The sequence below is a fragment of the Mesorhizobium sp. RCAM 05099 genome (assembly GCF_059683685.1).
Window position 1 is genome coordinate 6697041 of record NZ_CM185035.1, and the last position, 24810, is coordinate 6721850.

At 63.0% G+C, this 24810-nt stretch carries 24 protein-coding genes and 1 riboswitch; of the genes, 6 read left to right on the top strand and 18 right to left on the bottom strand.

All coding sequences use genetic code 11. The features are described 5' to 3' along the window. Positions 1-69: 69 nt before the first annotated feature. Complete coding sequence (locus tag AC56QQ_RS33205) at positions 70-1164, bottom strand: 2'-deoxycytidine 5'-triphosphate deaminase (RefSeq protein WP_497124803.1); 1095 nt, start codon at positions 1162-1164, stop codon at positions 70-72. Positions 1165-1302: 138 nt separating this feature from the next. Next, a riboswitch (SAM riboswitch) is annotated at positions 1303-1380 on the top strand. Positions 1381-1437: 57 nt separating this feature from the next. On the opposite strand from AC56QQ_RS33205, the gene AC56QQ_RS33210 reads away from it, so the two are divergent. Beyond that, a complete protein-coding gene (locus AC56QQ_RS33210) occupies positions 1438-2625 on the top strand; it encodes an O-succinylhomoserine sulfhydrylase (protein ID WP_497124804.1) in 1188 nt (395 codons plus the stop codon). A gap of 9 nt (positions 2626-2634) precedes the next feature. On the opposite strand, the gene AC56QQ_RS33215 is transcribed toward AC56QQ_RS33210, so the two are convergent. Next, on the bottom strand, positions 2635-3786 hold the full coding sequence (locus AC56QQ_RS33215; protein WP_497124805.1) for a ceramide glucosyltransferase: 1152 nt from the start codon (positions 3784-3786) through the stop codon (positions 2635-2637). Between the two features lie 227 nt (positions 3787-4013). Between AC56QQ_RS33215 and apaG the strand changes: the two genes are divergently transcribed. Further along, positions 4014-4406 (top strand): Co2+/Mg2+ efflux facilitator ApaG/CorD, encoded by a 393-nt coding sequence (gene apaG / locus AC56QQ_RS33220; RefSeq protein WP_091579771.1) that lies wholly within the window; start codon positions 4014-4016, stop codon positions 4404-4406. 64 nt (positions 4407-4470) lie between these two features. Here the strand turns inward: apaG and AC56QQ_RS33225 are convergent, their stop codons facing one another. From AC56QQ_RS33225 to AC56QQ_RS33235, 3 genes are all read right to left on the bottom strand, one after another. Continuing rightward, on the bottom strand, positions 4471-5502 hold the full coding sequence (locus AC56QQ_RS33225) for an Hsp33 family molecular chaperone (protein ID WP_489859344.1): 1032 nt from the start codon (positions 5500-5502) through the stop codon (positions 4471-4473). A 78-nt stretch (positions 5503-5580) separates the two neighbouring features. Then, the gene (gene argF / locus AC56QQ_RS33230) at positions 5581-6492 is read right to left on the bottom strand and encodes an ornithine carbamoyltransferase (RefSeq protein WP_489859343.1); all 912 of its coding nucleotides are present in this window, start codon (positions 6490-6492) and stop codon (positions 5581-5583) included. Positions 6493-6506: 14 nt separating this feature from the next. After that, a complete protein-coding gene (locus tag AC56QQ_RS33235; protein WP_497124806.1) occupies positions 6507-7706 on the bottom strand; it encodes an aspartate aminotransferase family protein in 1200 nt (399 codons plus the stop codon). Between the two features lie 357 nt (positions 7707-8063). Here AC56QQ_RS33235 and AC56QQ_RS33240 point away from each other — a divergent pair, with 357 nt between their 5' ends. After that, a complete protein-coding gene (locus tag AC56QQ_RS33240; RefSeq protein WP_489859341.1) occupies positions 8064-8582 on the top strand; it encodes a GcrA family cell cycle regulator in 519 nt (172 codons plus the stop codon). 67 nt (positions 8583-8649) lie between these two features. Here the strand turns inward: AC56QQ_RS33240 and AC56QQ_RS33245 are convergent, their stop codons facing one another. From AC56QQ_RS33245 to AC56QQ_RS33255, 3 genes are all read right to left on the bottom strand, one after another. Then, positions 8650-9660: a magnesium and cobalt transport protein CorA gene (locus tag AC56QQ_RS33245; protein ID WP_489859340.1), complete on the bottom strand. Its 1011-nt coding sequence runs from the start codon at positions 9658-9660 to the stop codon at positions 8650-8652. A 90-nt stretch (positions 9661-9750) separates the two neighbouring features. Then, positions 9751-10476, bottom strand: a complete 726-nt coding sequence (gene phoU, locus AC56QQ_RS33250) for a phosphate signaling complex protein PhoU (RefSeq protein ID WP_256748881.1) — start codon at positions 10474-10476, stop codon at positions 9751-9753. A 114-nt stretch (positions 10477-10590) separates the two neighbouring features. Continuing rightward, a complete protein-coding gene (locus tag AC56QQ_RS33255; RefSeq protein ID WP_497124808.1) occupies positions 10591-11856 on the bottom strand; it encodes an ATP-binding protein in 1266 nt (421 codons plus the stop codon). Positions 11857-12069: 213 nt separating this feature from the next. Between AC56QQ_RS33255 and ppk2 the strand changes: the two genes are divergently transcribed. Continuing rightward, positions 12070-12972, top strand: coding sequence for a polyphosphate kinase 2 (gene ppk2, locus AC56QQ_RS33260; protein WP_489859338.1), 903 nt, complete (start codon positions 12070-12072; stop codon positions 12970-12972). Positions 12973-13079: 107 nt separating this feature from the next. Here the strand turns inward: ppk2 and AC56QQ_RS33265 are convergent, their stop codons facing one another. The 3 genes from AC56QQ_RS33265 to AC56QQ_RS33275 form a co-directional block, all read right to left on the bottom strand. Continuing rightward, positions 13080-13829, bottom strand: coding sequence for an enoyl-CoA hydratase-related protein (locus AC56QQ_RS33265; RefSeq protein ID WP_497124809.1), 750 nt, complete (start codon positions 13827-13829; stop codon positions 13080-13082). A 14-nt stretch (positions 13830-13843) separates the two neighbouring features. Beyond that, positions 13844-14482 (bottom strand): acyl-homoserine-lactone synthase, encoded by a 639-nt coding sequence (locus AC56QQ_RS33270; RefSeq protein WP_091579742.1) that lies wholly within the window; start codon positions 14480-14482, stop codon positions 13844-13846. Between the two features lie 97 nt (positions 14483-14579). Continuing rightward, positions 14580-15311 (bottom strand): helix-turn-helix transcriptional regulator, encoded by a 732-nt coding sequence (locus tag AC56QQ_RS33275; protein ID WP_489859336.1) that lies wholly within the window; start codon positions 15309-15311, stop codon positions 14580-14582. Between the two features lie 258 nt (positions 15312-15569). On the opposite strand from AC56QQ_RS33275, the gene AC56QQ_RS33280 reads away from it, so the two are divergent. Then, positions 15570-16421, top strand: a complete 852-nt coding sequence (locus AC56QQ_RS33280; RefSeq protein ID WP_497124810.1) for a transporter substrate-binding domain-containing protein — start codon at positions 15570-15572, stop codon at positions 16419-16421. Positions 16422-16517: 96 nt separating this feature from the next. On the opposite strand, the gene AC56QQ_RS33285 is transcribed toward AC56QQ_RS33280, so the two are convergent. After that, positions 16518-16931, bottom strand: a complete 414-nt coding sequence (locus AC56QQ_RS33285; RefSeq protein ID WP_489859334.1) for a tellurite resistance TerB family protein — start codon at positions 16929-16931, stop codon at positions 16518-16520. Positions 16932-17086: 155 nt separating this feature from the next. Between AC56QQ_RS33285 and AC56QQ_RS33290 the strand changes: the two genes are divergently transcribed. After that, positions 17087-18733 carry a lysine--tRNA ligase gene (locus tag AC56QQ_RS33290; protein ID WP_497124812.1) on the top strand — a complete coding sequence of 549 codons (1647 nt, stop codon included), beginning with the start codon at positions 17087-17089 and terminating at the stop codon, positions 18731-18733. Here AC56QQ_RS33290 and AC56QQ_RS33295 read toward each other — a convergent pair. The 6 genes from AC56QQ_RS33295 to AC56QQ_RS33320 all read right to left on the bottom strand — a co-directional run bounded on the left by AC56QQ_RS33295 (position 18699) and on the right by AC56QQ_RS33320 (position 24792). Next, entirely contained in the window at positions 18699-19550 is an 852-nt protein-coding gene (locus AC56QQ_RS33295) for a thermonuclease family protein (RefSeq protein WP_497124814.1), read from the bottom strand. The two genes, AC56QQ_RS33290 and AC56QQ_RS33295, sit on opposite strands and share 35 nt — an antisense overlap. A gap of 9 nt (positions 19551-19559) precedes the next feature. After that, positions 19560-20210 (bottom strand): S24 family peptidase, encoded by a 651-nt coding sequence (locus AC56QQ_RS33300; RefSeq protein ID WP_497124815.1) that lies wholly within the window; start codon positions 20208-20210, stop codon positions 19560-19562. A gap of 123 nt (positions 20211-20333) precedes the next feature. Continuing rightward, the gene (locus AC56QQ_RS33305) at positions 20334-20639 is read right to left on the bottom strand and encodes a hypothetical protein (protein WP_497124817.1); all 306 of its coding nucleotides are present in this window, start codon (positions 20637-20639) and stop codon (positions 20334-20336) included. 99 nt (positions 20640-20738) lie between these two features. Continuing rightward, on the bottom strand, positions 20739-21284 hold the full coding sequence (locus AC56QQ_RS33310; RefSeq protein WP_489859330.1) for a thioesterase family protein: 546 nt from the start codon (positions 21282-21284) through the stop codon (positions 20739-20741). A 65-nt stretch (positions 21285-21349) separates the two neighbouring features. After that, positions 21350-23569: a 3-hydroxyacyl-CoA dehydrogenase NAD-binding domain-containing protein gene (locus AC56QQ_RS33315; protein ID WP_497124818.1), complete on the bottom strand. Its 2220-nt coding sequence runs from the start codon at positions 23567-23569 to the stop codon at positions 21350-21352. Positions 23570-23583: 14 nt separating this feature from the next. Next, positions 23584-24792, bottom strand: a complete 1209-nt coding sequence (locus tag AC56QQ_RS33320) for an acetyl-CoA C-acetyltransferase (protein WP_497124820.1) — start codon at positions 24790-24792, stop codon at positions 23584-23586. Positions 24793-24810 lie beyond the last annotated feature (18 nt).

A 24810-nucleotide genomic window follows, 5' to 3' on the forward strand; every position in this document is an offset into this window, starting at 1 on the left:
TGACGGCCAGAAGGCAGCCAAGCATGGTGGGCCAGCACAGGCAAGTATTTTGCCTGACGGCAATGTGGTTCAGCGCGCGGAGCGGAAGTGCTTGGACAGCTTCAGGCCCTGCGCCTGGTAGTTGGAGCCGAGGTCGGTGCCGTAGAGCGCCTGCGGCCGCTTCAGCATATGCTCATAGACCAGCCGGCCGACGATCTGGCCGTGATCGAGGATGAACGGCACTTCGTGGCTGCGCACTTCGAGCACCGCCCGGCTGCCGGTGCCGCCTGACGCCGAGTGGCCGAAACCCGGATCGAAGAAACCGGCATAGTGGACGCGGAACTCGCCGACCAGCGGATCGAACGGCGTCATCTCGGCGGCATAGAGCGGCGGCACATGCACCGCCTCCTGGCTGACGAGGATGTAGAACTCGTCGGGATCGAGCACCAGTTCGCCGGCGCCACTCTTGTGGATCGGCTCCCAGAAATCGACGACCTCCTGTGCGGCGCGCTTGTCGACGTCGACGAGACCGGTGTGATGCTTGCCGCGATAGCCGACCAAACCATTTTCATCGCCATTGAGGTCGATCGACAGTGCGATGCCGCCACCGGAAATATTCGGCGGCTCGGTGGCGACCAGCATCTCGGTGCGATGCAATTCATGCAGCTCGGCTTCCGACAACAGCGCATTGCCGGTGCGGAAGCGGATCTGCGACAGCCGCGAGCCGGTGCGCGCAACGATCGGGAAGGTGCGCGGGCTGACTTCCAGGTAGAGCGGCCCATGATAGCCGGCGGCAATCTTGTCGAACTCGTGGCCACGGTCGGTCATGACACGGGTGAAGATGTCGAGCCGCCCGGTCGAGCTCTTCGGATTGGCCGAAGCCGAAATCTCCGCCGGCAGCGCAAGGCTCTCGAGCAACGGTACGATGTAGACGCAGCCGGTTTCCAGCACCGCGCCGTCGGCAAGATCAATCTCGTGCAGCTTCAGCCGGTCGAGCTTTTCCGAAACCTTGTGGTTGGGACCTGGCAGGAAGGAGGCCCGCACCCGCCATGCCTTGTCGCCGAGCCTAAGATCAAGGCTGGCCGGCTGGATCTGGTCGGCATCGAGCGCGCGCGGCGACTTCAGCGCACCGGACTGGAACAGCGCCGAAATGTCCTGATCGGGAAGAATGCCTGTCTGCCGCAAGGCTCCACTCCTAGGCCAGACGTTTTTCTTGTCGCCGGTTCTTGCCGCAAAACCGTGGAACACTTTTGCGGAACCTGCTTGGTACAAACCTCTTAATCAAGCCGGCAATTGACGCAAGCGCGGCGCGGGTCTAAAGGGTCGTTATCCCGTGGTGATTTGGCCGGTCGGCTTGCAGCCACGTTAAACAAGTCGCTAAAGGACCGTCGGGCCGCAAGGCCGTATGGACCGGTTGCGACTTTCGCGGCCGGTTTTTTTGTGTCTGGAACAAGAGCGATGAGCACCAAGAAGCGCAACTGGAAACCTCAGACAGCCCTCGTACACGCCGGAACCCTGCGTTCTCAATTCGGCGAGACCTCCGAGGCGATGTACCTCACCCAGGGTTATGTCTATGAGACGGCGCAGGCCGCCGAAGCCCGTTTCAAAGGCGAGGAGCCGGGCTTCATCTATTCGCGCTACGCCAATCCGACGGTCGACATGTTCGAAAAGCGCATGTGCGCGCTGGAAGGCGCCGAGGATGCGCGCGCCACAGCGTCGGGCATGGCGGCGGTGACTGCCGCCCTTCTGTGCAGCGCCAAGGCCGGCGACCATATCGTGGCGGCTCGCGCGCTGTTCGGCTCCTGCCGCTGGGTGGTCGAGACCCTGGCGCCTCGGTACGGCATCGAGGCAACGCTGGTCGACGGCACCGACATCGCCAACTGGGAAAAAGCGATCAGGCCGAACACCAGGCTGTTCTTCCTGGAAAGCCCGACCAACCCGACGCTGGAAGTGGTCGACATCGCCGCGGTTGCCTCACTCGCCAATTCGATCGGCGCGCGGCTCGTCGTCGACAACGTCTTTGCCACCCCGCTACAGCAGAAACCGTTGCAGCTTGGCGCACATATCGTCGTCTATTCGGCGACCAAGCACATTGACGGCCAAGGACGATGCCTTGGCGGCGTCATCCTGTCGGACAAGAAGTGGATTGACGAGAACCTGCACGACTATTTCCGCCACACCGGCCCCAGCCTGTCGCCCTTCAACGCCTGGACGTTGCTGAAGGGCCTGGAGACACTGCCGCTGCGCGTACGCCAGCAAACGGAAAGCGCCGGCAAGATCGCCGACTTCCTCGCCGAGCGGCCGGAAATCGCCCGTGTCATCTATCCCGGCCGCGCCGACCACCCGCAGGCGGCGATCGTCAAGAAGCAGATGTCGGGCGGCTCGACGCTGATCTGCCTCGACGTCAAGGGCGGCAAGCAGGCGGCCTTCGCCTTGCAGAACGCGCTCGATATCGTGCTGATCTCCAACAATCTCGGCGACGCCAAGAGCCTGATCACCCATCCGGCGACCACGACGCACAAGAATTTGAGCGACGAAGCCCGCGCGGAACTCGGCATCGGGCCTGGCACGCTCAGGCTTTCGGTCGGCCTGGAGGATACCGACGATCTGCTAGAGGATATCGCGCAGGCGCTGAAGGCCAAGTAACAGAGGCCTTCAGGCGCTCGACGGCGTCTCTTCCAGTTCGGCCGCCTTGGTGCCAATCGTCATCGCGTTACCGCGCCAGTCGACGGCGCCGCCGAGCCAGCCGCGTGCCCACATCACCGGCAGGATCATGTCGCGCACCACCATCGCCGCGATCATGCGGGGCGACAGATACCAGCCCTTGGCCGAGGCCAGGGCGCATTCCGGAAGATAGAAGGCTGCCAGCACGGCGATGCAGGTCAGCGGCAGGCTGAATCCGGTGCTTGCCGCCGCAACCAGCGCGAGCACCAGCGGCACCGCCGCGCCAGTCAGGATCTCGGGCGCGAAGAACAGCGGGAAGGTGACACGGCGCAGGCGCGCCCAACGGGCCTGGCGCGACCAGATTTCGCCGAGCGTGCGCCGGCCGAGCGGCTGCTCGAAGGGCGAGGCGACGAGATTGACGCGCAGGCCGAGGCCGTTCACCAGCTTGGTCGCGGCAGCGTCCTCGGCGATCTCAGCGGCCAGGGCGCGGATGCCGCCACTGGCGTCGAGCATCGGCTTGTTCCACAACATGCTCTTGCCCTGGGCAAAGCCAAGGCCCAGCGCCTCGCCGGCATATTGCCAGCGCGCCTGCAGCGTGTTGAGGAAGGCACATTCGACTTCGGCCCAGAAGCCGTCCGGCCGCGAGCCGATCGGCGTCGAGCAGACAAGGCCGGTGTCCGGCCGCCAGGCCGCCATCAGGTGCTGAACGTAATCTCCAGGCATCAACACGTTGGAATCGGCCAGGATGACCCAGTCGTGGCGCGCCGCCTCCCAACCCTTGACGCAATTGTTGAGCTTCGGATTGGCGCTGATGCGGTCGTCGCCGAACAACAGGCGGGCCGGCACCGCCGGAAAACGGGCGATGGCGGCGCGGATCAATCCGACCACCGGATCGTCGGCTTGGGCGACGCAGAAGATCAGTTCGTAGCGCGGCCAGTCGAGCGAGAAGGCGCGCTCCAGCGTCTCGTGCGTGAACGGCTCGACGCCACGCGACGGCACGACGATCGACACCGGCTGTGACTTGCCAGCCGGCGCTGCGATGACGCGGCGTCGCCTCAGACGCGAAGCGGCGAACACGATGCTGGCGAGGTTTGAGACAATGAGAACAGTCGAAAGCAAGGCGGCTATGAGAGTGAGTTCCATCGAGATCCGGTCACTCCAGAAAAAGCCGGCCTCCATGGCGACCGCTTTCGACAGTTCGACAGAGCGCCCGAGTCGCCAGGCACTGATTGGAGCACACCATCATTGTCATGTGTCACTTAAATGACATTCTTTGTCGGCACCTGCCTATCAGGTCGGAATGACGGGGCACACGTTTGACCAGCCCGCGAGGAGCGCCGAAAGTTGCCGGGACTGTTTTGGAGTCGCCTATGTACCGCGCCGTCACGCGCAACATCGAAGTGCAGGTCAGGCCGTTCTATCTGGAGGATCGCTCGGATCCGTCCGAGAACCGCTATGTCTGGGGCTATCAGATAACGATCGACAACCAGTCGGACGAGTTCGTGCAGCTGTTGTCGCGCTATTGGCACATCACCGACGGCACCGGCCGGGTCGAGGAAGTGCGCGGCGCCGGCGTCGTCGGCGACCAGCCCGAACTCAATCCCGGCGACAGCTATCAATACACGTCCGGCTGCCCGCTTTCGACACCGTCAGGGATCATGGTCGGGCATTACACGATGCGCAACAAGCGGGGCGAGACGTTTGACATCGCCATCCCCGCCTTCTCGCTCGACCTGCCGGGTACGCGGCGCACGGTGAATTAGTCTCGGGCTTGGGCGCCAATGCCCTCACCGGCCGCGAAGCAGCCGGTGAGACGTGGTTCTTTCGCTATTGAGCCGCGAATTCCGCCGGGTCGAAGTCATATTGCTTCGAGCAGAATTCGCAGGCGACGTGGATGCCGCCATCCTCGGTGCTGTCCTTGATCTCCTGCGCGGAGAAGCCTTCGAGGATGCCGCGGATCTTGTCTCGCGAACACGAACACTGATCGGCGACCGGAACACCGCCGAAGACGCGCACGCCCTGCTCGTGGAACAGCCTGTAGAGCAGCCGCTCGGCGCCGATCGTCGGGTCGATCAGCTCGGTCGGCTCGATGGTGCCGAGCAACGCCAGCAGTTCCTGCCAGGAATTGTCGGCCGGATCGTTGATTTCGTCGCGCGGATCGCCATCGCCACCCGGCAGGTCCGGCACACGCATACGCTCGGGCGACTGCGGCAGGAACTGCGCCAGGATGCCGCCGGCGCGCCACTGTTCGCGTGCGCCACCGATGCCGGGCGTCAACAGCTTGGCCACCGAAAGCCTGAGATCGGTCGGAATCTGCTCCGACTGGCGGAAATAGGTACGTGCCGCGTCTTCGAGCGTTTCGCCGTCGAGCTGGACAATGCCCTGATAGCGCTGCGTGTGAGCACCCTGGTCGATGGTCAGCGCCAGCACACCGCTGCCGAGCAGCGTCTGCTGCGACGTTTCGCCAGCGGCGATGAGCGCCTCGAGCCGGTCGGCATCGAAACGCGCATAGGCCCGCAGTGCCGTAGGCGTGGAAAAATCCGCGACCAGCATGTCAACCGGACCATCGGTGCGGGTCTGCAGGATGAACTTGCCCTCGAACTTGAGCGATGTGCCGAGCAGCACCGTCAGCACACAGGCTTCCGCCAGCAGGCGGGCGACCGGCTCGGGATAGTCGTGGCGGCTCAGAATGGCGTCGAGCATTGGCCCGAGCTGAACGGTACGGCCGCGCACGTCGAGCGTGCCGACCTCGAAGGGAACGACGTGATCGTCGCCGGCGTAGCCGAATTCGCCGAGTTTGGGGTGATGTTCAGTCACTTGATGGGTTTCCAACATGACAAAGCTCCAGGGCGCGGCCATGCCGCCCTGTGGGGCGCATGCGTCGAAACGCGCTTGATTTGCGTGATGCGGCGCAAATAGGGATCGCGCCGCCGCAGATCAAGCGCCAAGACACCAGGCAAGGACAGCCTTCTGGGCATGGAGCCGGTTCTCGGCCTCGTCGAAGACCACCGAGTGTGGTCCATCGATGACTTCGTCGGTCACTTCCTCGCCGCGATGCGCCGGCAGGCAATGCATGAACAGTGCGTCCGGCTTGGCCCGGGCCATCAGCTTGGCATTGACCTGATAAGGCGAGAACACGTTGTGGCCGCGGGCGCGATGCTCCTGGCCCATCGACACCCAGCAATCGGTGACGACGCAATCGACCTGGTCGACGGCTTCCTCGGCCGAGCGGGTGAAGTGCAGCTTGCCGCCATGCGCTTGCGACCAGTCGATATGCTTCTGTGCCGGCTCGCTGCCCTCGGGAACGGCGACGTTGAGGTTGAAGCGGAACCGCGCCGAGGCCTCGAGCAGCGAATGCAGCACATTGTTGCCGTCGCCGGTCCAGGCAAAAGTCTTGCCGGCAACCGGACCGCGATGCTCCTCGAAGGTCATGATGTCGGCCATCAGCTGGCAGGGATGGGTGTCGTCGGTCAGCCCGTTGATCACCGGCACGGTAGCGTTCTCGGTCAGTTCGAGCAGGCGCTCATGCGAGGTGGTGCGGATCATGATCGCATCGACATAGCGCGACAGCACCTTGGCGGTGTCGGCGATGGTCTCGGAGCGGCCGAGCTGCATTTCGGTGCCGGTCAGCATGATGGTCTCGCCGCCGAGCTGGCGCATGCCGACGTCGAAGGAGACGCGCGTGCGCGTCGACGGCTTGTCGAAGATCATCGCCAGAACCTTGCCCTCGAGCGGCTTAGTCCGCTCGCCAGCCTTGAGGCGAGCCTTTCGCACCACCGCATCGTCGAGCATGAAGCGCAGGTCGCCTTCGGAGACGGCGGAAAGATCGGTGAAATGACGGGGGCTCATCAGGATCTTTCGAATTACTTCGCGGCAGCGGAGGCGATCGCCTCCGCCAGGCCCTTGGCGCCGGCGCGGATGCGGTTGAGCGCTTCGTGGATTTCGGCGTCGGTGACGGTGAGCGGCGGCAGCAGCCGAATGACATTGTCACCGGCCGGAACCGCCAGCAGGTGCTGGTCGCGCAGCGCCATGTTCACCTTGGTGTTGGGCATGGCGCATTTGAGGCCGAGCATCAGCCCAACGCCCCTGATGTCCTCGATGACTTCCGGAAACTCGTCGGCGACCGACGCCAGCCCCTGCTTCATCAGCAACGCCTTGCGCTGGACATCTTCGAGGAAGCCCTCTTCCAGCACAACGTCGAGCACGGCGTTGCCGACGGCCATGGCCAGCGGGTTGCCGCCGAAAGTGGTGCCGTGAACGCCAGCGGTCATGCCGACAGCCGCTTCATCGGTGGCAAGGCAGGCGCCCATCGGGAAACCGCCGCCAATGCCCTTGGCGATCGCCATGATGTCGGGCGTGACGCCGGACCATTCATGCGCGAACAGCTTGCCGGTGCGACCGATGCCGCACTGGACCTCATCGTAGATCAGCAACAGGCCGTGCTGGTCGCAGAGCTGCCGCAGCCGCTTCAGCGATTGCGCCGGCACCGGACGGATACCGCCCTCGCCCTGCACCGGTTCGATGAGGATCGCGGCGGTTTCCGGCGTGATCGCCTTTTCGGCGGCGTCGATGTCGTCGAAGCCGACCTGGTCGAAGCCTTCGACCTTGGGCCCGAACCCTTCAAGATATTTGTACTGGCCGCCGGCCGCGATGGTCGCCAGCGTGCGGCCATGGAAAGCGCCTTCGAAGGTAATGACGCGGAAGCGTTCGGGATGTCCCTTGACGAAGTGGTAACGCCGCGCCGTCTTGATCGCGCATTCCAGCGCCTCCGCACCGGAATTGGTGAAGAACACCTTGTCGGCGAAGGTGGCATCGGCCAGCCGTTCGCCAAGCCGGCTTTGCCCGGGGATCTCGTAGAGATTGGAGACGTGCCAAAGCTTTGCGGCCTGCTCGGTGAGCGCGGCGACCAGATGCGGATGGCTGTGGCCCAGCGAATTGACGGCGATGCCGCCGGCGAAATCGAGATATCGCTCGCCCTTGTCGGTAACCAGCCAGGTGCCCTCCCCATGGTCGAAAGCCAGGGGTGCGCGAGAAAAGGTCTCGAAAAGCGCCGAACCGCTCATTATATGCGTCTCCGGTACCGGAAAATCAAAAAAGCCGCCAATGCGGCGGCCTGTGCGGCTTATCGTGTTTTTCGGCCATGAAGTCAACGAAAACGTCGCGCATAGGCACGCGGCAAGCCCCCTAACGAGACGCCGGCTCATAAGCGACCGGGCAAGTTGGGGAAAACCGAAAAAACCGATTCGTGTTGCACTTGGGACTCTTGTCACCGAGTCAGCGCATAGAGTAGTTGTAGTCGAGAAATAACTAGATTTCGTGCGGCGGACCTAATCACCAGATATATGTGGTGTCTGCCCCAGCAATTTTGCTGGGTCGGGAATGGATTCCGATTGCCGCACGCTTAGCAGGAGCGCGGTCTCATGAACTGGACTGACGAGCGGGTTGAACTTCTCAGGAAACTGTGGTCGGAGGGTCTGAGCGCAAGCCAGATTGCTGCCCAGCTGGGCGGGGTCAGCCGCAATGCGGTCATCGGCAAGGTGCATCGGCTGAAGCTGTCGGGCCGCGGACGCGCAACGGCGACGCCGGCACGCCAGAAGAAGACGGCGCAAGGATCGACCGTTCAGAAATCGGTGTCGCGCGCCGCGAGCGCGACACGCCACGTCACGACATCGCTCGGCGCGACGGCCCTGCAGACGCAGTTCGACGCCGAACCGGTGGCACGCCACTATATCCGCCCGGTCGAAAATGTCGTGCTGCCGATCTCACGGCATCTGCAGCTCGTCGAGCTGACAGAGCGGACCTGCAAATGGCCGAATGGCGATCCGCTTTCGGAGGACTTCCATTTCTGCGGCAACGACGCCGCCGAAACCGGTCCCTATTGCAAGTACCACGCCCGCGTGGCGTTCCAGCCCGCATCGGAGCGGCGTCGCAGTCGTTGAGCGAATAGCGAATAGCGACAGCTTTGTATCAGTGATCGAGCAAGCCTTTTACGCTACTCGCTCTCTTTCACAGCCAGCCATTCTTGCGGAAACGCCAGTACAGGAACGAGCAGATCAAGGCGATCACCGCCAAGACCATGGGATAGCCGTATTCCATCTTCAGTTCCGGCATATCGCTGAAATTCATGCCGTATATGCCGGCGAATGCCGTCGGCACCGCCAGAATGGCGGCCCACGAAGCGAGCTTCTTGGAGATTGCCGTTTCCTGGCTTTGGCCAACCAGCAGGCTCGCCTCGAAAGCGAACGCCAGCACTTCGCGTAGACTGTCGATCTTTTCCTGCACGGTGCGGATGTGATCGGTCACGTCGCGGAACAACGGGTGCATGGCCGTATGGATCTGCGGCAGGTCGGCACTGGTCAGCCGGCGACAGACTTCGACCAGCGGCAGCGCCGCATTGCGCAGGCGCAAAAGGTCGCGGCGCAGCATATAGAGCCGCTCGATGTCGCGGCCGGTCATCGGCTTCAGCAGGACCTTGTCCTCGATCGCCTCGACCTCGTCCTCGATCTGCTCGAGCACGGGCATGTAGTTGTCGACGATGAAATCGAGAATGGCATAGAGGACGAAGTCCTCGCCCTTGGCGAGCGAATGCGGGCAGCTTTCCCAGTGCTGGCGGACGGCGGCATAGGACGTCGAAGGACCGTGCCTGACGCTGACGATGTAGCCGCTGCCAACGAACAGATGCGTCTCGCCGAAGGTGACGCGGCCGTCGATGAGCTGGGCGGTGCGGGCAACGATGAACAGCGCATCGCCATATTGCTCGATCTTCGGCCGCTGGTGCGGGTGCTCGGCATCCTCGATGGCCAGTTCATGCAGATGGAATTGCGCCTTGACGCGCAGCAGCAGGTTGCGGTCGGGCTCGAGCAGGCCAATCCAGACGACATGACCGGACTTCTTTGCCCATTCGCCGGCCTCCTCGATTGGAATGTCGGCAACGCGACGGCCGGCCGTGTAGACGCTGGAGGCGACAATGCCGGAGGTTGGCGGCGGCGCCGGCGTCAGGTTCCGAACATTTTCCATCACGACCTCCTGAAGGGCGGACCCAGGTCCATGACCAGGAAAGTACGCGGAGCTTAACGCAATTCCCGAAAGCCTTCGAGTGGCGGCCGTTCACTTAACCGGTAGCGTGCCGGAAAGGCCTATCTTGTCCGTCTTGTCGCCCTTCGGCCGTTCGGCCGGCATCTGATCGCCGGTGACGATATAGTAGATGGTCTCGGCGATGTTGGTGGCGTGATCGCCGATACGCTCGATATTCTTGGCGCAGAACAGCAGATGCGTGCAAGGCGTGATGTTGCGCGGATCTTCCATCATGTAGGTCAGCAATTCGCGAAACAGCGATGTGTACATGGCGTCGATCTGGTCGTCGCGGTCGCGCACGAAGCCGATCTTGTCCACCGAGCGCGATGCGTAGACGTCGAGCACTTCCTTGAGCTGGGTCAGCGCCAGATTGGCCAGAGCCTCGAGGCCGCGGAACAGGCTGGTCGGCTGGCGTCCGTCGATAACGGCGACCACCCGCTTAGCAACGTTCTTGCCGAGATCGCCGACCCGTTCAAGGTCGGCGGAGATGCGGATGGCGCCGATGATCTCGCGCAGATCCGTCGCCATCGGCTGTCGCTTGGCGATGATGATGATCGCCTTGTCGTCGATCTCGCGCTGGCCTTCATCCAGCACGGCGTCGTCGCGGATGACCTTCTGGGCCAGCCCCGGATCGGCATTGACCAGTGCGGCGATCGCCTGTTCGACCATGCGCTCGGCATGGCCACCCATGGCGGCGATGCGCTTTGACAGGTAATTCAGCTCCTCGTCATAGGCGCTGACGATGTGCACGGACTGCATGGACCAAATGCCTTCCCAAGGGATGTGTTGACTTGAGTCGTTCCTCGAATCCCCACCGATACGCTAGCCGGATGACAGAAAAAAGAAACGGTCTTCTGGGAAACTAGGGCGGTATCAGTGCGTCGGCAAATGAACCGAGAAGGCCGCTCCCTTACCGACTTCGGACCTGATCGAAAGCCGGGCATTGTGGCGCGTCAGGATATGCTTGACGATCGACAGGCCAAGGCCGGTGCCTTTCTGGGTCCGGCTGGTCTCGACATCGATGCGATAGAAGCGCTCGGTGATGCGCGGAATGTGTTCCTCGGGAATGCCGGGGCCGAAATCCCTGATGGTCACGTCGATGCCCGGTTCGGAATCGGCATCGCCGCGTGCGATCGACACCACGACGCGCCCGCCCGACTGCCCGTATTTGCAGGCGTTTTCCAGCAGATTCTCGAAAACCTGGAAAAGCTCGTCGCGGTCGCCTGGCACATCAAGCGGCCCCTCGGCGAAATCCCGCTCGATGACAACGCTGTTTTCCTTGGCCAGCGGACCGAGCGAATCGATGACGCTGTCGACGGTCTGGCGCAGATCGACCTCGGTTCCCGGCTTCAGATAGGGCTTCATCTCGAGCCGCGACAGCGACAACAGGTCGTCGATCAGACGCGCCATGCGGCCGGTCTGGCTCTGCATGATCTGCAGGAACTGATCGCGTGCCGCCGGGTCGTTGCGCGCCGGGCCGCGCAGTGTTTCGATGAAGCCGGCGATCGAGGCGAGCGGCGTGCGCAGCTCGTGGCTGGCATTGGCGATGAAGTCGGCGCGCATGCGGTCGATCCTGCGCGCTTCGCTCTGGTCCTTGAACACCAGCACATAGAGATCGGTGCCGTGGCCGACCGAGGACGCGCTCACCCGGTAGGCCCGTTCGACCGGCAGCTTCTCGGTGTAGTCGACGACATCCGAGGCGACATCGCCCGACACCACACCGTCCAGCAGAGCCTGCATTTCCGGCGCCCGGAATTTCAGCGACAGCGACATGCCCGGCGCGATCCCGCCGAAAGCGGCGAAGGCGGCGGCATTGGCATGGACGATGGTGGCGGTACGGTCGAAAATGATCAGCGGATCGGCGACGGCCGCCGCCAGATACTCGCCGGAGAGCCGCTGCAACCCGATCGCCTCGATGGCCGCGCCATTCTCGCCAGACTGGCGCGTGGCACCGGCCGGCAACAGCGCCGCCGCTAGCAGCATGGCCAGTGCCGGCAGCAGCACGTAGGCGGAGATACCGGCAAGGGCATAGACCGCGAGAACGGCGACGAGGCTTGCCGCGAGCATCCAGCGACTGTTCCACAGCCGGGTGGCAATGGCTTGCGCCACGCCCCTGTCATCCGCGCCCCGGTCAGCCATACGCGCGCCCCGCATTCTTGCGCTTCGCCGGCCGGTCCCTGGCAACTTCGCGCTGGACCGGCTCCGCGCATGACCCCGAAAATCGGGATCGATTTTCGGAAAGGATCATGCGCAAATTAAAGTGCTACAGCGTCCTTTGCGCGTCTAAACGGACGCGCGGCGCTGTAGTGGCTCCCAATAGCATGAGTCTGGAAGCTGGAAAGGTTCGTCTCCATGAAAAAAGCCAAGGAAAACTCCGCCGCTCCGACATCGGGACCGCTGAAGATCAGGGTCGACGGCAAGGAGCGGGAGTTTGACATCGAGAATCCGACGCTTCCAAGCTGGGTCGAAGAGCGCAAGCTGACCGCCGGCGGCTACCCCTACGACAAGAAGATGAACAGCGACGAGTATGACGCGATGCTCGAGCAACTGCAGATCGAGCTGGTCAAGGCGCAGGCGTGGCTGCAATCGACCGGCAAACGGGTGATGGCGCTGTTCGAGGGCCGTGACGCTGCCGGCAAGGGCGGCACGATCTTCGTCCTGCACCAGTACATGAACCCTCGAACCGCACGCAACGTGGCGCTGACCAAGCCGACCGAACCGGAGCGCGGTCAGTGGTATTTCCAGCGCTATGTGGAGCACTTCCCGACATCCGGCGAATTCGTCACCTTCGACCGCTCCTGGTACAACCGCGCCGGCGTCGAGCCGGTGATGGGTTTCTGCACGCCGAAGCAGCACGAGCAGTTTCTGGACGAAACGCCGCATTTCGAGCGGATGATCTGCAACGAAGGCATCCACTTCTTCAAATTCTGGCTGAACATCGGCCAGGAAACGCAGCTCGAGCGCTTCCACGATCGCCGCTACAGCCCGCTGAAGAGCTGGAAGTTTTCGCCCATCGACATAGCCGGCATCACCAAGTGGGACGACTATACCAAAGCGCGCGACACCATGTTCAAGCGTACCCACAAGCAGTTCGCGCCATGGATCATCGTGCGGGCCAATGACAAGCGGCGCGCGCGGCTGGCGGTGATGCGGCGCATCCTTTTGTCGCTGCCCTATGATGGCCGCGATCTCGGCATCATCGGCAAGGAAGACAAGAAGATCATCGGCGAAGGACCGTCGTTTTTGAAAGAATAGGCCGGCCCACTGGCCGTGCCTGGGAAACCAAGGACTGACGCCTTTTTGCGCCGCGCAGCCAGCAGGCCGCGCGGCGCGTCATTATCGAGACCTTTCGGCGGAACCGCTCAGGCAGCCAGCCGGGCGATCCGCTGCAAGCGCCGCAGCGTGGTGTCATCCTGCAGCGCCTGCTGGAAAAGCGAAATCTCCTGATCGATGCGCTCGCACAACTCGCCGGTGTTGCCCTTGAGCAGGCCGCGCGTCTGCAGCAAGGCGGCGACCGGCTTCTTGACGAGCTGTCTCGCCCGGCCGAGAGCCGCTTCCTCGACGCTGCCGCCCGGCACGATCTCGGCAACGAGGCCGAGCGCCTCGGCGTCCTCGGCGCGAAGTGTGTCGCCGAGGCAGAAGAAGCGGAAGGCACCGGCATAGCCGAGCTTCTGCGGCGCCAGGATGCTGGTCGCCGCATCCGGGACCAGGCCGAAATCGACGAACGGCACCCTGAAAGTGCTTTGGCTCGACGCAATCACCATGTCGCAATGGAACAGGATGGTGCAGCCGACGCCGACGGCATCGCCATCAACGCAGGCAAGGATGGGCTTCGGAAACGTGGCCAACGTGCGAAACAGATCGGTGACGGCGGCGATCAGCTTCTGGTGCTTGGTGGCGTCGAGGAATTCGGAGAAGTCGCCGCCGAGACAGAAGCAGCCTGCCAGGCCGCGCAGCACGACGACGCGGACCTCCTCATTGTCGGCAGCTTCATGGAAAGTCTTGGCCAGGCTTTCATAGGCTCTTCTGTCCAGCACCGGCCGGCCGTCATTCGACGATACGGTAACGACCAGCGTGTGGTTGCGGAGTTCGGGTTGTGGATGTGTGTTCATGACTGTCTCCGATCTCACGACGCACGCCTTTGTCCGAGCATGTCGGGGTATCCCCTGGCCAGAACGGGGGCGAAATGATTGCGGCGCGAACGCACCACATCGAGCGTGTGCTCATTGAAGGAAAGCAAGGTTGCGACGACCTGCTGGTTGCCATAGGTGCGCTGATAGCCAAGCGGTGTCGCCAGGAAATGCAGCTGCAATGCACGCAGGACCCACATCGGCTCGAACTCGATGATCATCTGGTTCACATTGCGCTTCAGCCCCCACTCGACGAAGCCAGCAATCAGTTCGGTACCGACAGTCGACACGCCGCGACGGCCGTCTCGAAAGCCGGGAGCAACCGCATAGCGGGTCAACTCGTAGATGTTCGGACCGGAGGGTGGCGTTCCTTCGAAGAGGTCGGTCAGCACCTCGGTCAGGAGATGCCCGCGCGTCGTCGGCAATAGCCTCTGGTAGCCCGCGACTTCGTCGCCCCTGATGACGATCTGGTGGATGGCCTCGTCATGATCGAACTGATCGCGTTCGAATCCGTCGGGGCGCCTGAGATCCTCCCATCCCATCTCTTCGACAAATATCTTGTAGCGTAGCCGATGGACGGCCTCCCAAAGGTCAGGACGTTCCATCAATTCTTGGGTTGTAAGGGAAAAAAGCATTCTGCCGTCTCCTGGGTTCAGAGGAAGATACGGCCGTGCTTCGACGAGAAAATTGCGTGATCACGTAGGCAAGAATTTCTAGGCCGGCACGGCCGACCTAACTAATGTAGCCGCGCCTTATCGCCTCCGCGACGGCTTGCACCCGGTTGACGGCACCGAGTTTACCTTTGGCGTTAAGAAGGTGTTTCTCCGAGGTGTGTTCGGAGATGCCCAGGATTTGCGAAATCTCCCATTCGGACTTGCCGACGGCGGCCCATTGCAGGCATTCGCGCTCGCGCGGCGTCAATTCGATATGATCGATGGTCTTGTTCGCCATGGTGTGGAGCTGCATGGCGCGACCAACCGCATAGGTCGACACCAGCGACACCTGGCCGAACTCTGCCGCCGACAACTCCACAGCCTCACCGCCCAGCGACACCATGACGATCTGGCCGTCGAGCGTAACCAGCGGGAAGGCCAGCCCGTCGCGCAACTTGAACACGCCGGCATCGCCCATCACTTCGCCGCTGCTCTTGTCGATGCTGATGGCCTGAGAGGCCTCGCGCCACTGGAAGGGTGCCTGCAGCTGTTTCATATGGCTGACGACCGGGTCGTGATCGACATAGTTGCGCGCGACATAGCGCTCCAGCCATTCAACGGGCCAGTCGCAGAGAAGCACGTGCTGTTTTTGCAGGCCGGCCGGCGTGCCTGGCTGCGGCACGGTTCCCGCCATCAGCGCGGTGAGACCGAAATCCGACGTTATGCCCAGAAGCTTTTCGCAGACCGCGGCCGCCGTTCCGGCGTGCTGCAGTTGATCTATGAATTCCAGCGTGCGATCGAACTGACTCATCGCAACATCAATCCCATGTTGCCTCATGCATTTCGATCAATGGTCCGTGCCTGATTTGCACTCGCCACTGACCCTGGATTGCAAAGCACTCGCTCCCGGTTGTGGTTCTCGACCTTGATTTCCCAACCAAGGCAATCACCGCTGTTTGCAAACTCGCTAAATCATATCCTGAAATCGACGGGTTGAAATCAAAAACCATTGTACCTGTACCATTTTCATACCAAAACCCTGCGAACACGACTGCGGCGGAGTTTTATCGTGTCGTTCCAGTGGAGGTCCTTCGTTCTTGCGTCGATGCTGGTCGCGGCGCTGTTGGTCGCCAATGGCGCGCGCGCCGCGGACCCGCAGGTTCCGGTGCTGTGGGATACCAAGGAGCGATTGCCCAAGCCGGACCTTTCGGCGCTGCCGCGACTGAGATTCCTGACGACCACGGACTTCCCGCCCTTCAATTTCCTCGACGGCGCGGGAAAACTGTCCGGGTTCCACATCGATCTGGCGCGTGCCATATGCGCCGAGCTCAGCATCGTCGAAAAATGCCAGATCCAGGCATTGCCCTGGGCCGAGTTGGAAGGCGCGCTGCAGAAAGGCGAAGGCGAGGCGATCATCGCCGGCATCGCCGCAACGGCGCAATCGCGCTCGACATACGCCTTCTCGCGCTCTTACCTGCAGTTTCCGGCGCGCTTCGTGATGGCGAAGGGTACGGCGCTGACCGATCCGGTCTTCGACAAATTGCGCGGCAAGCGTGTCGGCGTGATCGCCGGCTCGGCCCATGAGCGCATGCTGCGCGACTATTTCAACACCGTTCAGGTCGTCCCCTTCGACAAGCCGGAAGACCTCTACAGCGATCTCAAGACTGGCAAGATCGACGCCGCCTTCGGCGACGGCATGCGCCTGGCCTTCTGGCTGGGCGGCTCGGATGCAGCGGGATGTTGCCGCTTTGCCGGCGGTCCCTACCTGGCGCCCGAATATCTGGGCTCGGGCATGGCCATCGCCACCAAGGCGGACAATCCGGCGCTGGCCGCCGCGCTCGACTACGCGCTGCAGGAAATTTCGATGAAAGGGACGTTTGCGGAATTCTACCTGCGCTATTTCCCGGTCAGTTTTTACTGATCCGGCGATCCGGCCGGTCAGCTTTTTCCAGGCCACAATCCCGAAAAGCTGAACCGGTTTTCGGAAAAGACATGACCATACCGGAACCCGGGGGGATCAGTTCAAGGTTCGCAGCCTCGCCTTGGCCGCGCGCGCGATTGCCGCGACGGTCAGCGTGTCGAGATCGAGCTGCCGGCGGATCAGCTGCAGCACCCGCACCTCTTCCAGCCGCATTTCGAGATCGACGGCGGCCACTTCGAAGGCGGCGGCATAGGCGGTGTCGCGCAAGCGCTCCGGCAGGGCCTCGGCGACGCGCGCCAGAACCCCCTCAAGCCCATCCTTTTCGTGCAGCATCTTCTGGCAGGACTGGGCGACCGAAACCAGCCGGCTGTGATTGAAATCCTCGAACACCGGCCAGGAGCGGACGACGTCGCCGATCCGCGCCAGTTCGACATCGGTCATGTCGCGATCGGATGCCGAAGTGATGACCATCAGGTAGATCAGGGCTTCGTGCGGCGTCGGCAGAGGCATTTCTTACTCCTTGAACAGGTCCCGAAGGTAGGAGCGCGGTACCCGTGCCGCAAGGAAAAAGCGCCGCACTCGTTGACGCTCCGGCCATGCGCGCCTAGAGACCGATTGAAAAAACAGCCCCGGCGATGCCGGCGAATGATTTGGAAAACAGTACCATGGCGGGATCAAACATCATCGATCTCAATCCCGAGCTGCTGGCGGCCGCCGCCGAGAGCAAGGCATGGCCGTTCGAGGAAGCCAAAAAGATCGTCGAGCGCTACAAGGGCGCCGACTTTCCCGACACGATCCTGTTCGAGACCGGCTACGGCCCGTCCGGCCTGCCGCATATCGGCACGTTCGGCGAAGTGGCGCGCACTTCGATGGTGCGCCATGCCTTTCGCGTGCTGACGCAGGACAAGGTCGCGACCAAGCTGCTTTGCTTTTCCGACGACATGGACGGCATGCGCAAGATACCCGACAGCGTGCCGGATCGCTCGGCACTGGAGCCGCACCTGCACAAGCCGCTGTCGTCGGTTCCCAATCCCTTCGGCGGCGACTATGCGAGCTTTGCCGATCACAACAACGCGATGCTTTGCCGCTTCCTGGACACGTTTGGCTTCGACTACGAGTTCGCCAGCGCGACGCAATATTACAAGTCGGGCCGTTTCGACGCGATGCTGCTGCGCGCCGCCGAACGCTATGACCAGATCATGGCGGTGATGCTGCCTACGCTCGGCTCCGAGCGGCAGGCAACCTACAGCCCGTTCCTGCCGATTTCGCCGAAGAGCGGCCGCGTGCTTTACGTTCCCATGAAGCATGTCGACGCCAAGGCCGGTACCATCACCTTCGACGACGAGGGTACAGAGACGACGCTTTCGATCACCGGCGGCAAGGTGAAGCTGCAATGGAAGCCGGATTTCGGCATGCGCTGGGCCGCACTGGGCGTCGATTTCGAAATGTTCGGCAAGGACCACCAGACCAATGCGGTGGTCTATGACCGCATCTGCAACATTCTGGGCGGGCGGGCACCGGAGCATTTCGTCTATGAACTGTTCCTCGACGAGAACGGCCAGAAAATCTCGAAATCCAAGGGCAACGGCCTGACCATCGACGAGTGGCTGACCTATGCGCCGACCGAGAGCCTCGGACTCTACATGTACCAGCGGCCGCGGCAGGCCAAGAAGCTGTATTTCGACGTCATCCCGAGAGCGGTGGACGAATATTATGCATTCCTCGCCGCCTATCCCCGGCAGGATTGGAAGGAGCGGCTGGGCAACCCGGTCTGGCATATGCATGATGGCAATCCGCCGGTCATCGACATGCCGGTGCCGTTCTCGCTGCTGCTCAACCTGGTCAGCGCTTCCAACGCGCAAAACAAGGATGTGCTTTGGGGCTTCATCTCGCGCCATACGCAGGGCGTGACGCCGCGGACGCATCCCGAGCTCGACCAGCTGGTCGGCCATGCGATCCGCTATTTCGACGACTTCGTGAAGCCGACGAAGACCTTCCGTCCTGCCGACGACGTCGAGCGCGCGGCGCTGGAGGAGCTCGACAAGGCGCTTGGCGCCCTGCCGGCGGGCGCCAACGGCGAAGCGATCCAGAATGCTTCGCTCAACGTCGCACGCAAGATCGAGCGCTATCAGGACCATTCCAAGCAAAGCCCCGAGGGCGGCCCTGGCGTTTCGGGTGCTTTCTTCCAGATGATCTATCAGGTGCTGATCGGCCAGGAGCGCGGCCCGCGCTTCGGCTCGTTTGCCGCGCTCTACGGCATTGCCGAGACGCGGGCGCTCATTGAGCGGGCGCTGGCTGGCCAGCTGGCTTGAGAACGCCGTCGACCTCTTCCAGGATCGAGCTTGGCGCCTCAGGCGCCGGGCTCGGCGCCGCCGGCATCGACGGCATACCGGAAAGGTTCGGCGCCGATCCGAAAATGCCTTTCTTTTCGGTGCGTGCCTTTTCGCCGGCTTCGACATAGGGCCCGCCCTTGGCGGCGCGCGCCCAGCCGTTTTCGACCAGCCATTGACCGACATCCAGCTTGCCGATCCGGCATTCGGCGGCGATCAGGTCGCGGCCACCCTCGGGCGGCACGGTGCAGGCCACCGCGCGGCCGCGCAGGAACGCGCGGAATGCCGTCCGCGCCCGGACGCCGCACGGCCAGGATTTGCCGTCATCGCTACAGGTCTCATCCTGCCTGACGACGTCGATGCCGGAAACCGCGACCGAATAGCCCTTCGCTTCGATCAGGCCGGCGGCCGACGCTACGGGCTGGAACAGTTTCGTCCCGTTCCAGTCGTCGGGCATTTTCGGCTTGGGCGGCACGGCCAGCGCCAGCTTGCTCAGCGGCGCGCGCGGCTCGACACGTTCAAGCCCCTCGGCGGGAAGCTCCGGTGGCGCGATGACCTGGGGATCGATCGCCCTCGAATGCGGTGCCGGCTTCGGCGGTTGGGGGGCGGCCAGGGAAGAAGTGGCCGGTTCTTCGGGCACAGTGTCGGCGCCCTGTTGCGGGATCGTGTCGGCGCCCGGATCGACCTGATCCACAGTCACGACGCTGTCGCTTCGCTTCAGCGTGCGACCGCCGGCGACGACCAGGGCCGCCATCACCGGGACGAGCAGAACCGCCAGGGCAAGATGAGGGAGCCGCACCAGCGTGGCCTACTGGCTTGCCCAGACAATCCGCGCCACCCATTCGACATCACGCATGGGAATGTCGCGGTCGGGATGATCGGGATTGAGCGAGACCAGCGCAATCGACTTGACGGTCTGGCGGTCCAGCACCTTGGCCATCACCTCGCCGGCGGTTGTCTTGACGACGACGCGATCGCCCTTGCGGGTGATGGCACCCGGCTCGACGATGAGGACGTCGCCATTGCGGTAGAGCGGGAGCATGGAATCGCCCTGCACCTGCAACGCGTAGGAGCTTTCAGTCGATTGCGCCGGCAACTCGACCAGATCCCAGCCCTGCCCGACCGGAAAGCCGGCATCGTCGAAGAAGCCACCGGCACCGGCCTGGGCAAAGCCGAGCAATGGCACGGAGCGCCTGTGCGCGACCGATGCGCCATGCGACGATCCGTCCCGGCCTTCGATCAACCCTGTGAATTCGTCGAGCGAAGCGCCGGTCGCCTCGATGATCTTGGCCAGCGATTCGGTCGAGGGCCAACGCGGCCGGCCATCCGACGACAGACGTTTCGACTTGTTGAAGGCGGTCGAATCGAGGCCCGCGCGCCTTGCCAGACCCGAGGCCGAAAGCGAATAGCGCTCGGCAAGAGCATCGATGGCAGCCCAGACGCGGTCATGCGAGAGCAATCTCGCTCTCCTTCAGGACAGGAAAAAATACCTTTCCTTTCTACCGCGCGGACATCTCAATGTCCACCGGGGCGGCCGGCGGATCGCGCACAAAGCTGAGGCCCTTCCGGGCCGGGGGTGAGCCTATGGGGCCATGCCTGCCATCGCCTTGGGCAGCCCCTTCTTGAGCTCTTCGGCATTCATCACCGGGACGAAATCGACAGAGGCATTGAAGGCGAAGAAGAACCGCTCACCGAGGTACGGCATGTCGGAATTCTCTTTCATATCCACGAACAGATAGGCCGTTCGCTGACCCTTCTCGGCGGTGAAATAGGCCGCCTCCGGCTTCAGTTCCGACAGCGCGTGCTCGATGAACTTCCCCATGCTGCCGTCCTTGATCGCCTTGTTGCCCTCAACGGTCGGAACAGAAACTTTCAGCATCATGCGCATGACGATTCCTCCCTCCTCCAACGGCTTGTTAGCGATGTCTAATTTACCACTCGCGCTTCGCTTGGGAAGGCCGATGGGGCCCTGCTCCCGAAAGCTTGATCAGCCGGATGACTTGGCCAGGCCGCGCAGCCCCTGATGGGAGATCATGAACGCCCGTTCGGTTTCTGTAAGCGGGCGGGGGCGAACGGCGCGGCCAAGTGCTTTGACGACCTCGTCAATGTCGAGAAAGCGGCGAGCCCCGCGGTCGTAAACGCCGGCCGTCGTCATGATCAATGCGGCCGTTTCGCCATTGTCGAGGACGAAGCGGTGCTTGCCGACAACCTGGGTGCCTTCCCAGGTCTCGATCGACGACACGACCTCAAAACGCCGCCATAGCTTGATCTCGCGTGCGTAGACCGACTGCAGCCCGCCCATCATCGGCGCCCAGCCATTCTTCCTCGCCAGCCTGATGAGGCCGGCGCGCATAAACAGGTCGATGCGGCCGAGGTCCGCCAGCATCATGTAGCGCGCATTGTTGAGATGAATGTTGAAATCGATGTCGGTCGGCAGGCATCGAAAGGCCAGCCGGCTCTCGCCGCCCATCACATAAGGGCCACGGCTTCGTGCCGTGGCCATCATGCGCGCCATGCGCGCCCAGACATACATTACAGCGCCGCGCGTCCTCTTGGACGCGCAAGGGACGCCGTAGGACTCTTGATGCTATCCATGCGTCAGGCTGCCTGCTTCACGTCGCCCTTGGCGTAGGGATCGAAGCGCTGGTAGAAGGTCTCACCCTTTTCGGCCATGTCGAGCAGCAGCTTGGGCACCTTGAACTCGGCGCCGTATTTCTTTTGCAGGCTCTTGGCGATCTTGACGAACGCCTTGGCGCCGATGCCGTCGATATAGGACAGCGCGCCGCCGGTGTAGGGGGCGAAGCCAAAAGCCAGGATCGAGCCGACATCGGCCTCGCGCGGATCGGTGACGATGCCCTCTTCCATCACCCGCGCTGCTTCCAGCGCGATGGTGACCAGCAGCCGCTGCTGCAGTTCCTCATAGTCGACCTTCTCCGGCGCCAGCTGCGGATAGAGGTCCTTGAGGCCTGGCCACAGCTTCTTCTTGGCCGGCTTGGCGGGATAGTCGTAGAAACCCTTGCCGTTCTTGCGGCCGAAGCGGCCGTGCGTGTCGACCATGGTATTGATCAGCGCCATCTGCTTCGGGTCGACGGCCTTGTCGCCGAGGTCCCTGATGGTCTGCTTCATGATCTTCTGGGCGAGGTCGATGGCCGTCTCGTCGGTCAGCGCCAACGGGCCGACCGGCATGCCGGCGGCCTTCGCCGCATTCTCGATCATCGGGGCAGGCACGCCTTCGATCAGCATCTTGTAGGCTTCCGACATGTAGCGCAGCACGCAGCGATTGACGTAGAAGCCGCGCGTGTCGTTGACGACGATCGGCGTCTTCTTGATGGCGCGCACGAAGTCGATTGCCGTGGCAAGTGCCTTGTCGCCGGTCTTCTTGCCCAGAATGATCTCGACCAGCATCATCTTGTCGACCGGCGAGAAGAAGTGGATGCCGATGAAGTTCTTCGGCCGCGCCGAATTCTTCGCCAGACCGGTGATCGGAATGGTCGAGGTGTTGGAGGCGAAGACCGCCGACGATTTCAGCACGGCTTCCGCCTGTTCGGTGGCGCTTTTCTTGACGGCCGAATCCTCAAACACCGCCTCGACGACAAGATCGCAACCGGCGAGGTCGGCATAGTCGGCCGTCGGCGTGATCAGCGACAGAAGCTTGTCCTTCTCCTCGGGCTTGGCGCGCCCCTTCTTCACCTGATCCGAGACCAGGCTGTCGGAATGGGCCTTGCCCTTGGCGGCGGATTCCATGTCGCGGTCGAGCAGCACCACCGGGATGCCGGCCTTGGCGGTGACATAGGCGATGCCGGCGCCCATGAAGCCGGCGCCAAGGACGCCGATCTTCTTGAACCTGGTTTCCGGCACGCCGGCCGGACGGCGGGCGCCCTTGTTCAGCTCCTGCAGCGAGACGAACAGCGAGCGGATCATCGCCGCCGCTTCCCTGGTCTGCATGATCTCCGTGAAATAGCGCTGCTCGATGCGCAGGCCGGTGTCGAACGGCACCAGCAGGCCTTCATAGACGCATTTGAGGATCGCGGCGGCGGCCGGATAATTGCCATAGGTCTCGCGACGCAGGATGGCGATGGCTGGTGGCCACAGATTGGCGCCCGCCGCCGAATAGATCGGGCCGCCGGGCAGCTTGAAGCCCTTCTCGTCCCACGGCGCCACCGGCTTCAAGCCGTTCTTGATCATCGCCTTGGCGGCTTCGACCAATTTGGCCGGCTCGGCGATCTCATGGATCAGCCCCATCGACTTGGCCTTCTGCGGCGACAGCGCCTGGCCGGAGGTAAGCATCTGCAGCGCCTGCTGCTGATCGGTCAGCCGCGGCACGCGCTGGGTGCCGCCGGCACCCGGGAAGATGCCGATCTTCACTTCGGGAAGCGCCATCCTGACCTTGTCCGAGTCGGCTGCGACACGGCCGTGGCATGCAAGCGACAATTCGAAGGCGCCGCCCATGCAGGTGCCGTTGATCGCCGAAACCCACGGCTTTCCGCAAGTCTCCAGCTTGCGGAACAGGCCGGTCATGGTGCCGGCATTGTCAAACAGTGCCTTGGTCGCCTTTTCGACGTCCTTGGCCTTTTCCGCGGCGAAGGTCGCCAGCATCTTCTGCAGCAGGGTGATGTCGGCACCGCCGGAAAACGTATCCTTGCCGGAGGTGATCACCGCGCCCTTGATGGCCGCATCGCCAGCCACCTTGTCGACGATGGCGTTCAGCTCCCGCATCGCCTCTTCAGTGAAGACGTTCATCGAGCGGCCCGGCATGTCCCAGGTGACCAGCGCAATGCCGTCGGCGTCGATATCGAGGGTGAAATTGGTGTAGCTCATCGTTTCTCTCCCCGTCAGACGCGTTCGATGATCGTTGCGGTGCCCATGCCGGCGCCGATGCAAAGCGTCACCAACGCGGTGTTCAAGTCCCGGCGTTCGAGCTCGTCCAACACCGTGCCCAGGATCATCGCGCCGGTGGCACCGAGCGGATGGCCCATGGCGATGGCGCCGCCATTGACGTTGATCTTGTCGTGCGGAATGTCGAAAGCCTGCATGTAGCGCAGCACCACCGAGGCGAAAGCCTCGTTGAGCTCGAACAGATCGATGTCGGACAGCTTCATCTTGGCGCGCTTCAACAGTTTCTCGGTGACGTCGACCGGACCGGTCAGCATCAGCACCGGTTCGGAGCCGATGTTGGCGAAGGTACGGATGCGGGCCCGCGGCTTCAGGCCCATGGCCTTGCCGGCCCTCTTCGAGCCGAGCAGAACGGCGGCGGCGCCATCGACGATGCCGGAAGAGTTGCCGGCGTGGTGGACGTGGTTGACCTCTTCAACCTCGGGATGCTTCTGCACCGCAACGGCATCGAAGCCGCCCATTTCGCCGGGCATGACGAAGGACGGGTTGAGCGCGGCCAGCGACTGCATGTCGGTCGAGGGCCGCATGTGCTCGTCATGGTCGAGGATGGTCAGACCGTTCTGGTCCTTGATCGGGATGACGGACTTCTTGAAACGACCATCGGCCCAGGACTTGGCGGCGCGCTTCTGGCTCTCGACCGCGTAGGCGTCGACGTCGTCGCGAGAGAAGCCGTATTTGGTGGCGATCAGGTCGGCCGAGATGCCTTGCGGCACGAACCAGCCGGGCAGGCCGACCGAGGGATCCATAAACCAGGCACCGCCGGAGGCGCCCATGCCGACGCGCGACATCGATTCAACGCCGCCGGCAATGACGATCTCGTCAGCGCCCTGGGCGATCTTGGCGGCGCCGAAATTGATGGCGTCGAGACCGGAGGCGCAGAAGCGCGAGATCTGCATGCCGGGCGCCTTGGTGTCGTAGCCGGCCTCGAAGGCGGCGGCGCGCGGTATGACCGAGCCCGCCTCGCCGACCGGATCGACGCAGCCGAAGATGATGTCGTCGATGTTGCCGGTGTCGAGTCCATTGCGGTCGCGCAACGCTTCCAGTGTCTTGGCGGCAAGCCGCACCGCCGGCACCTCGTGCAGCGATCCGTCTTTCCTGCCCTTGCCGCGCGGCGTGCGCACGGCGTCATAGACATAAGCGTCAGCCATTTCCTTGCTCCTTGGGTT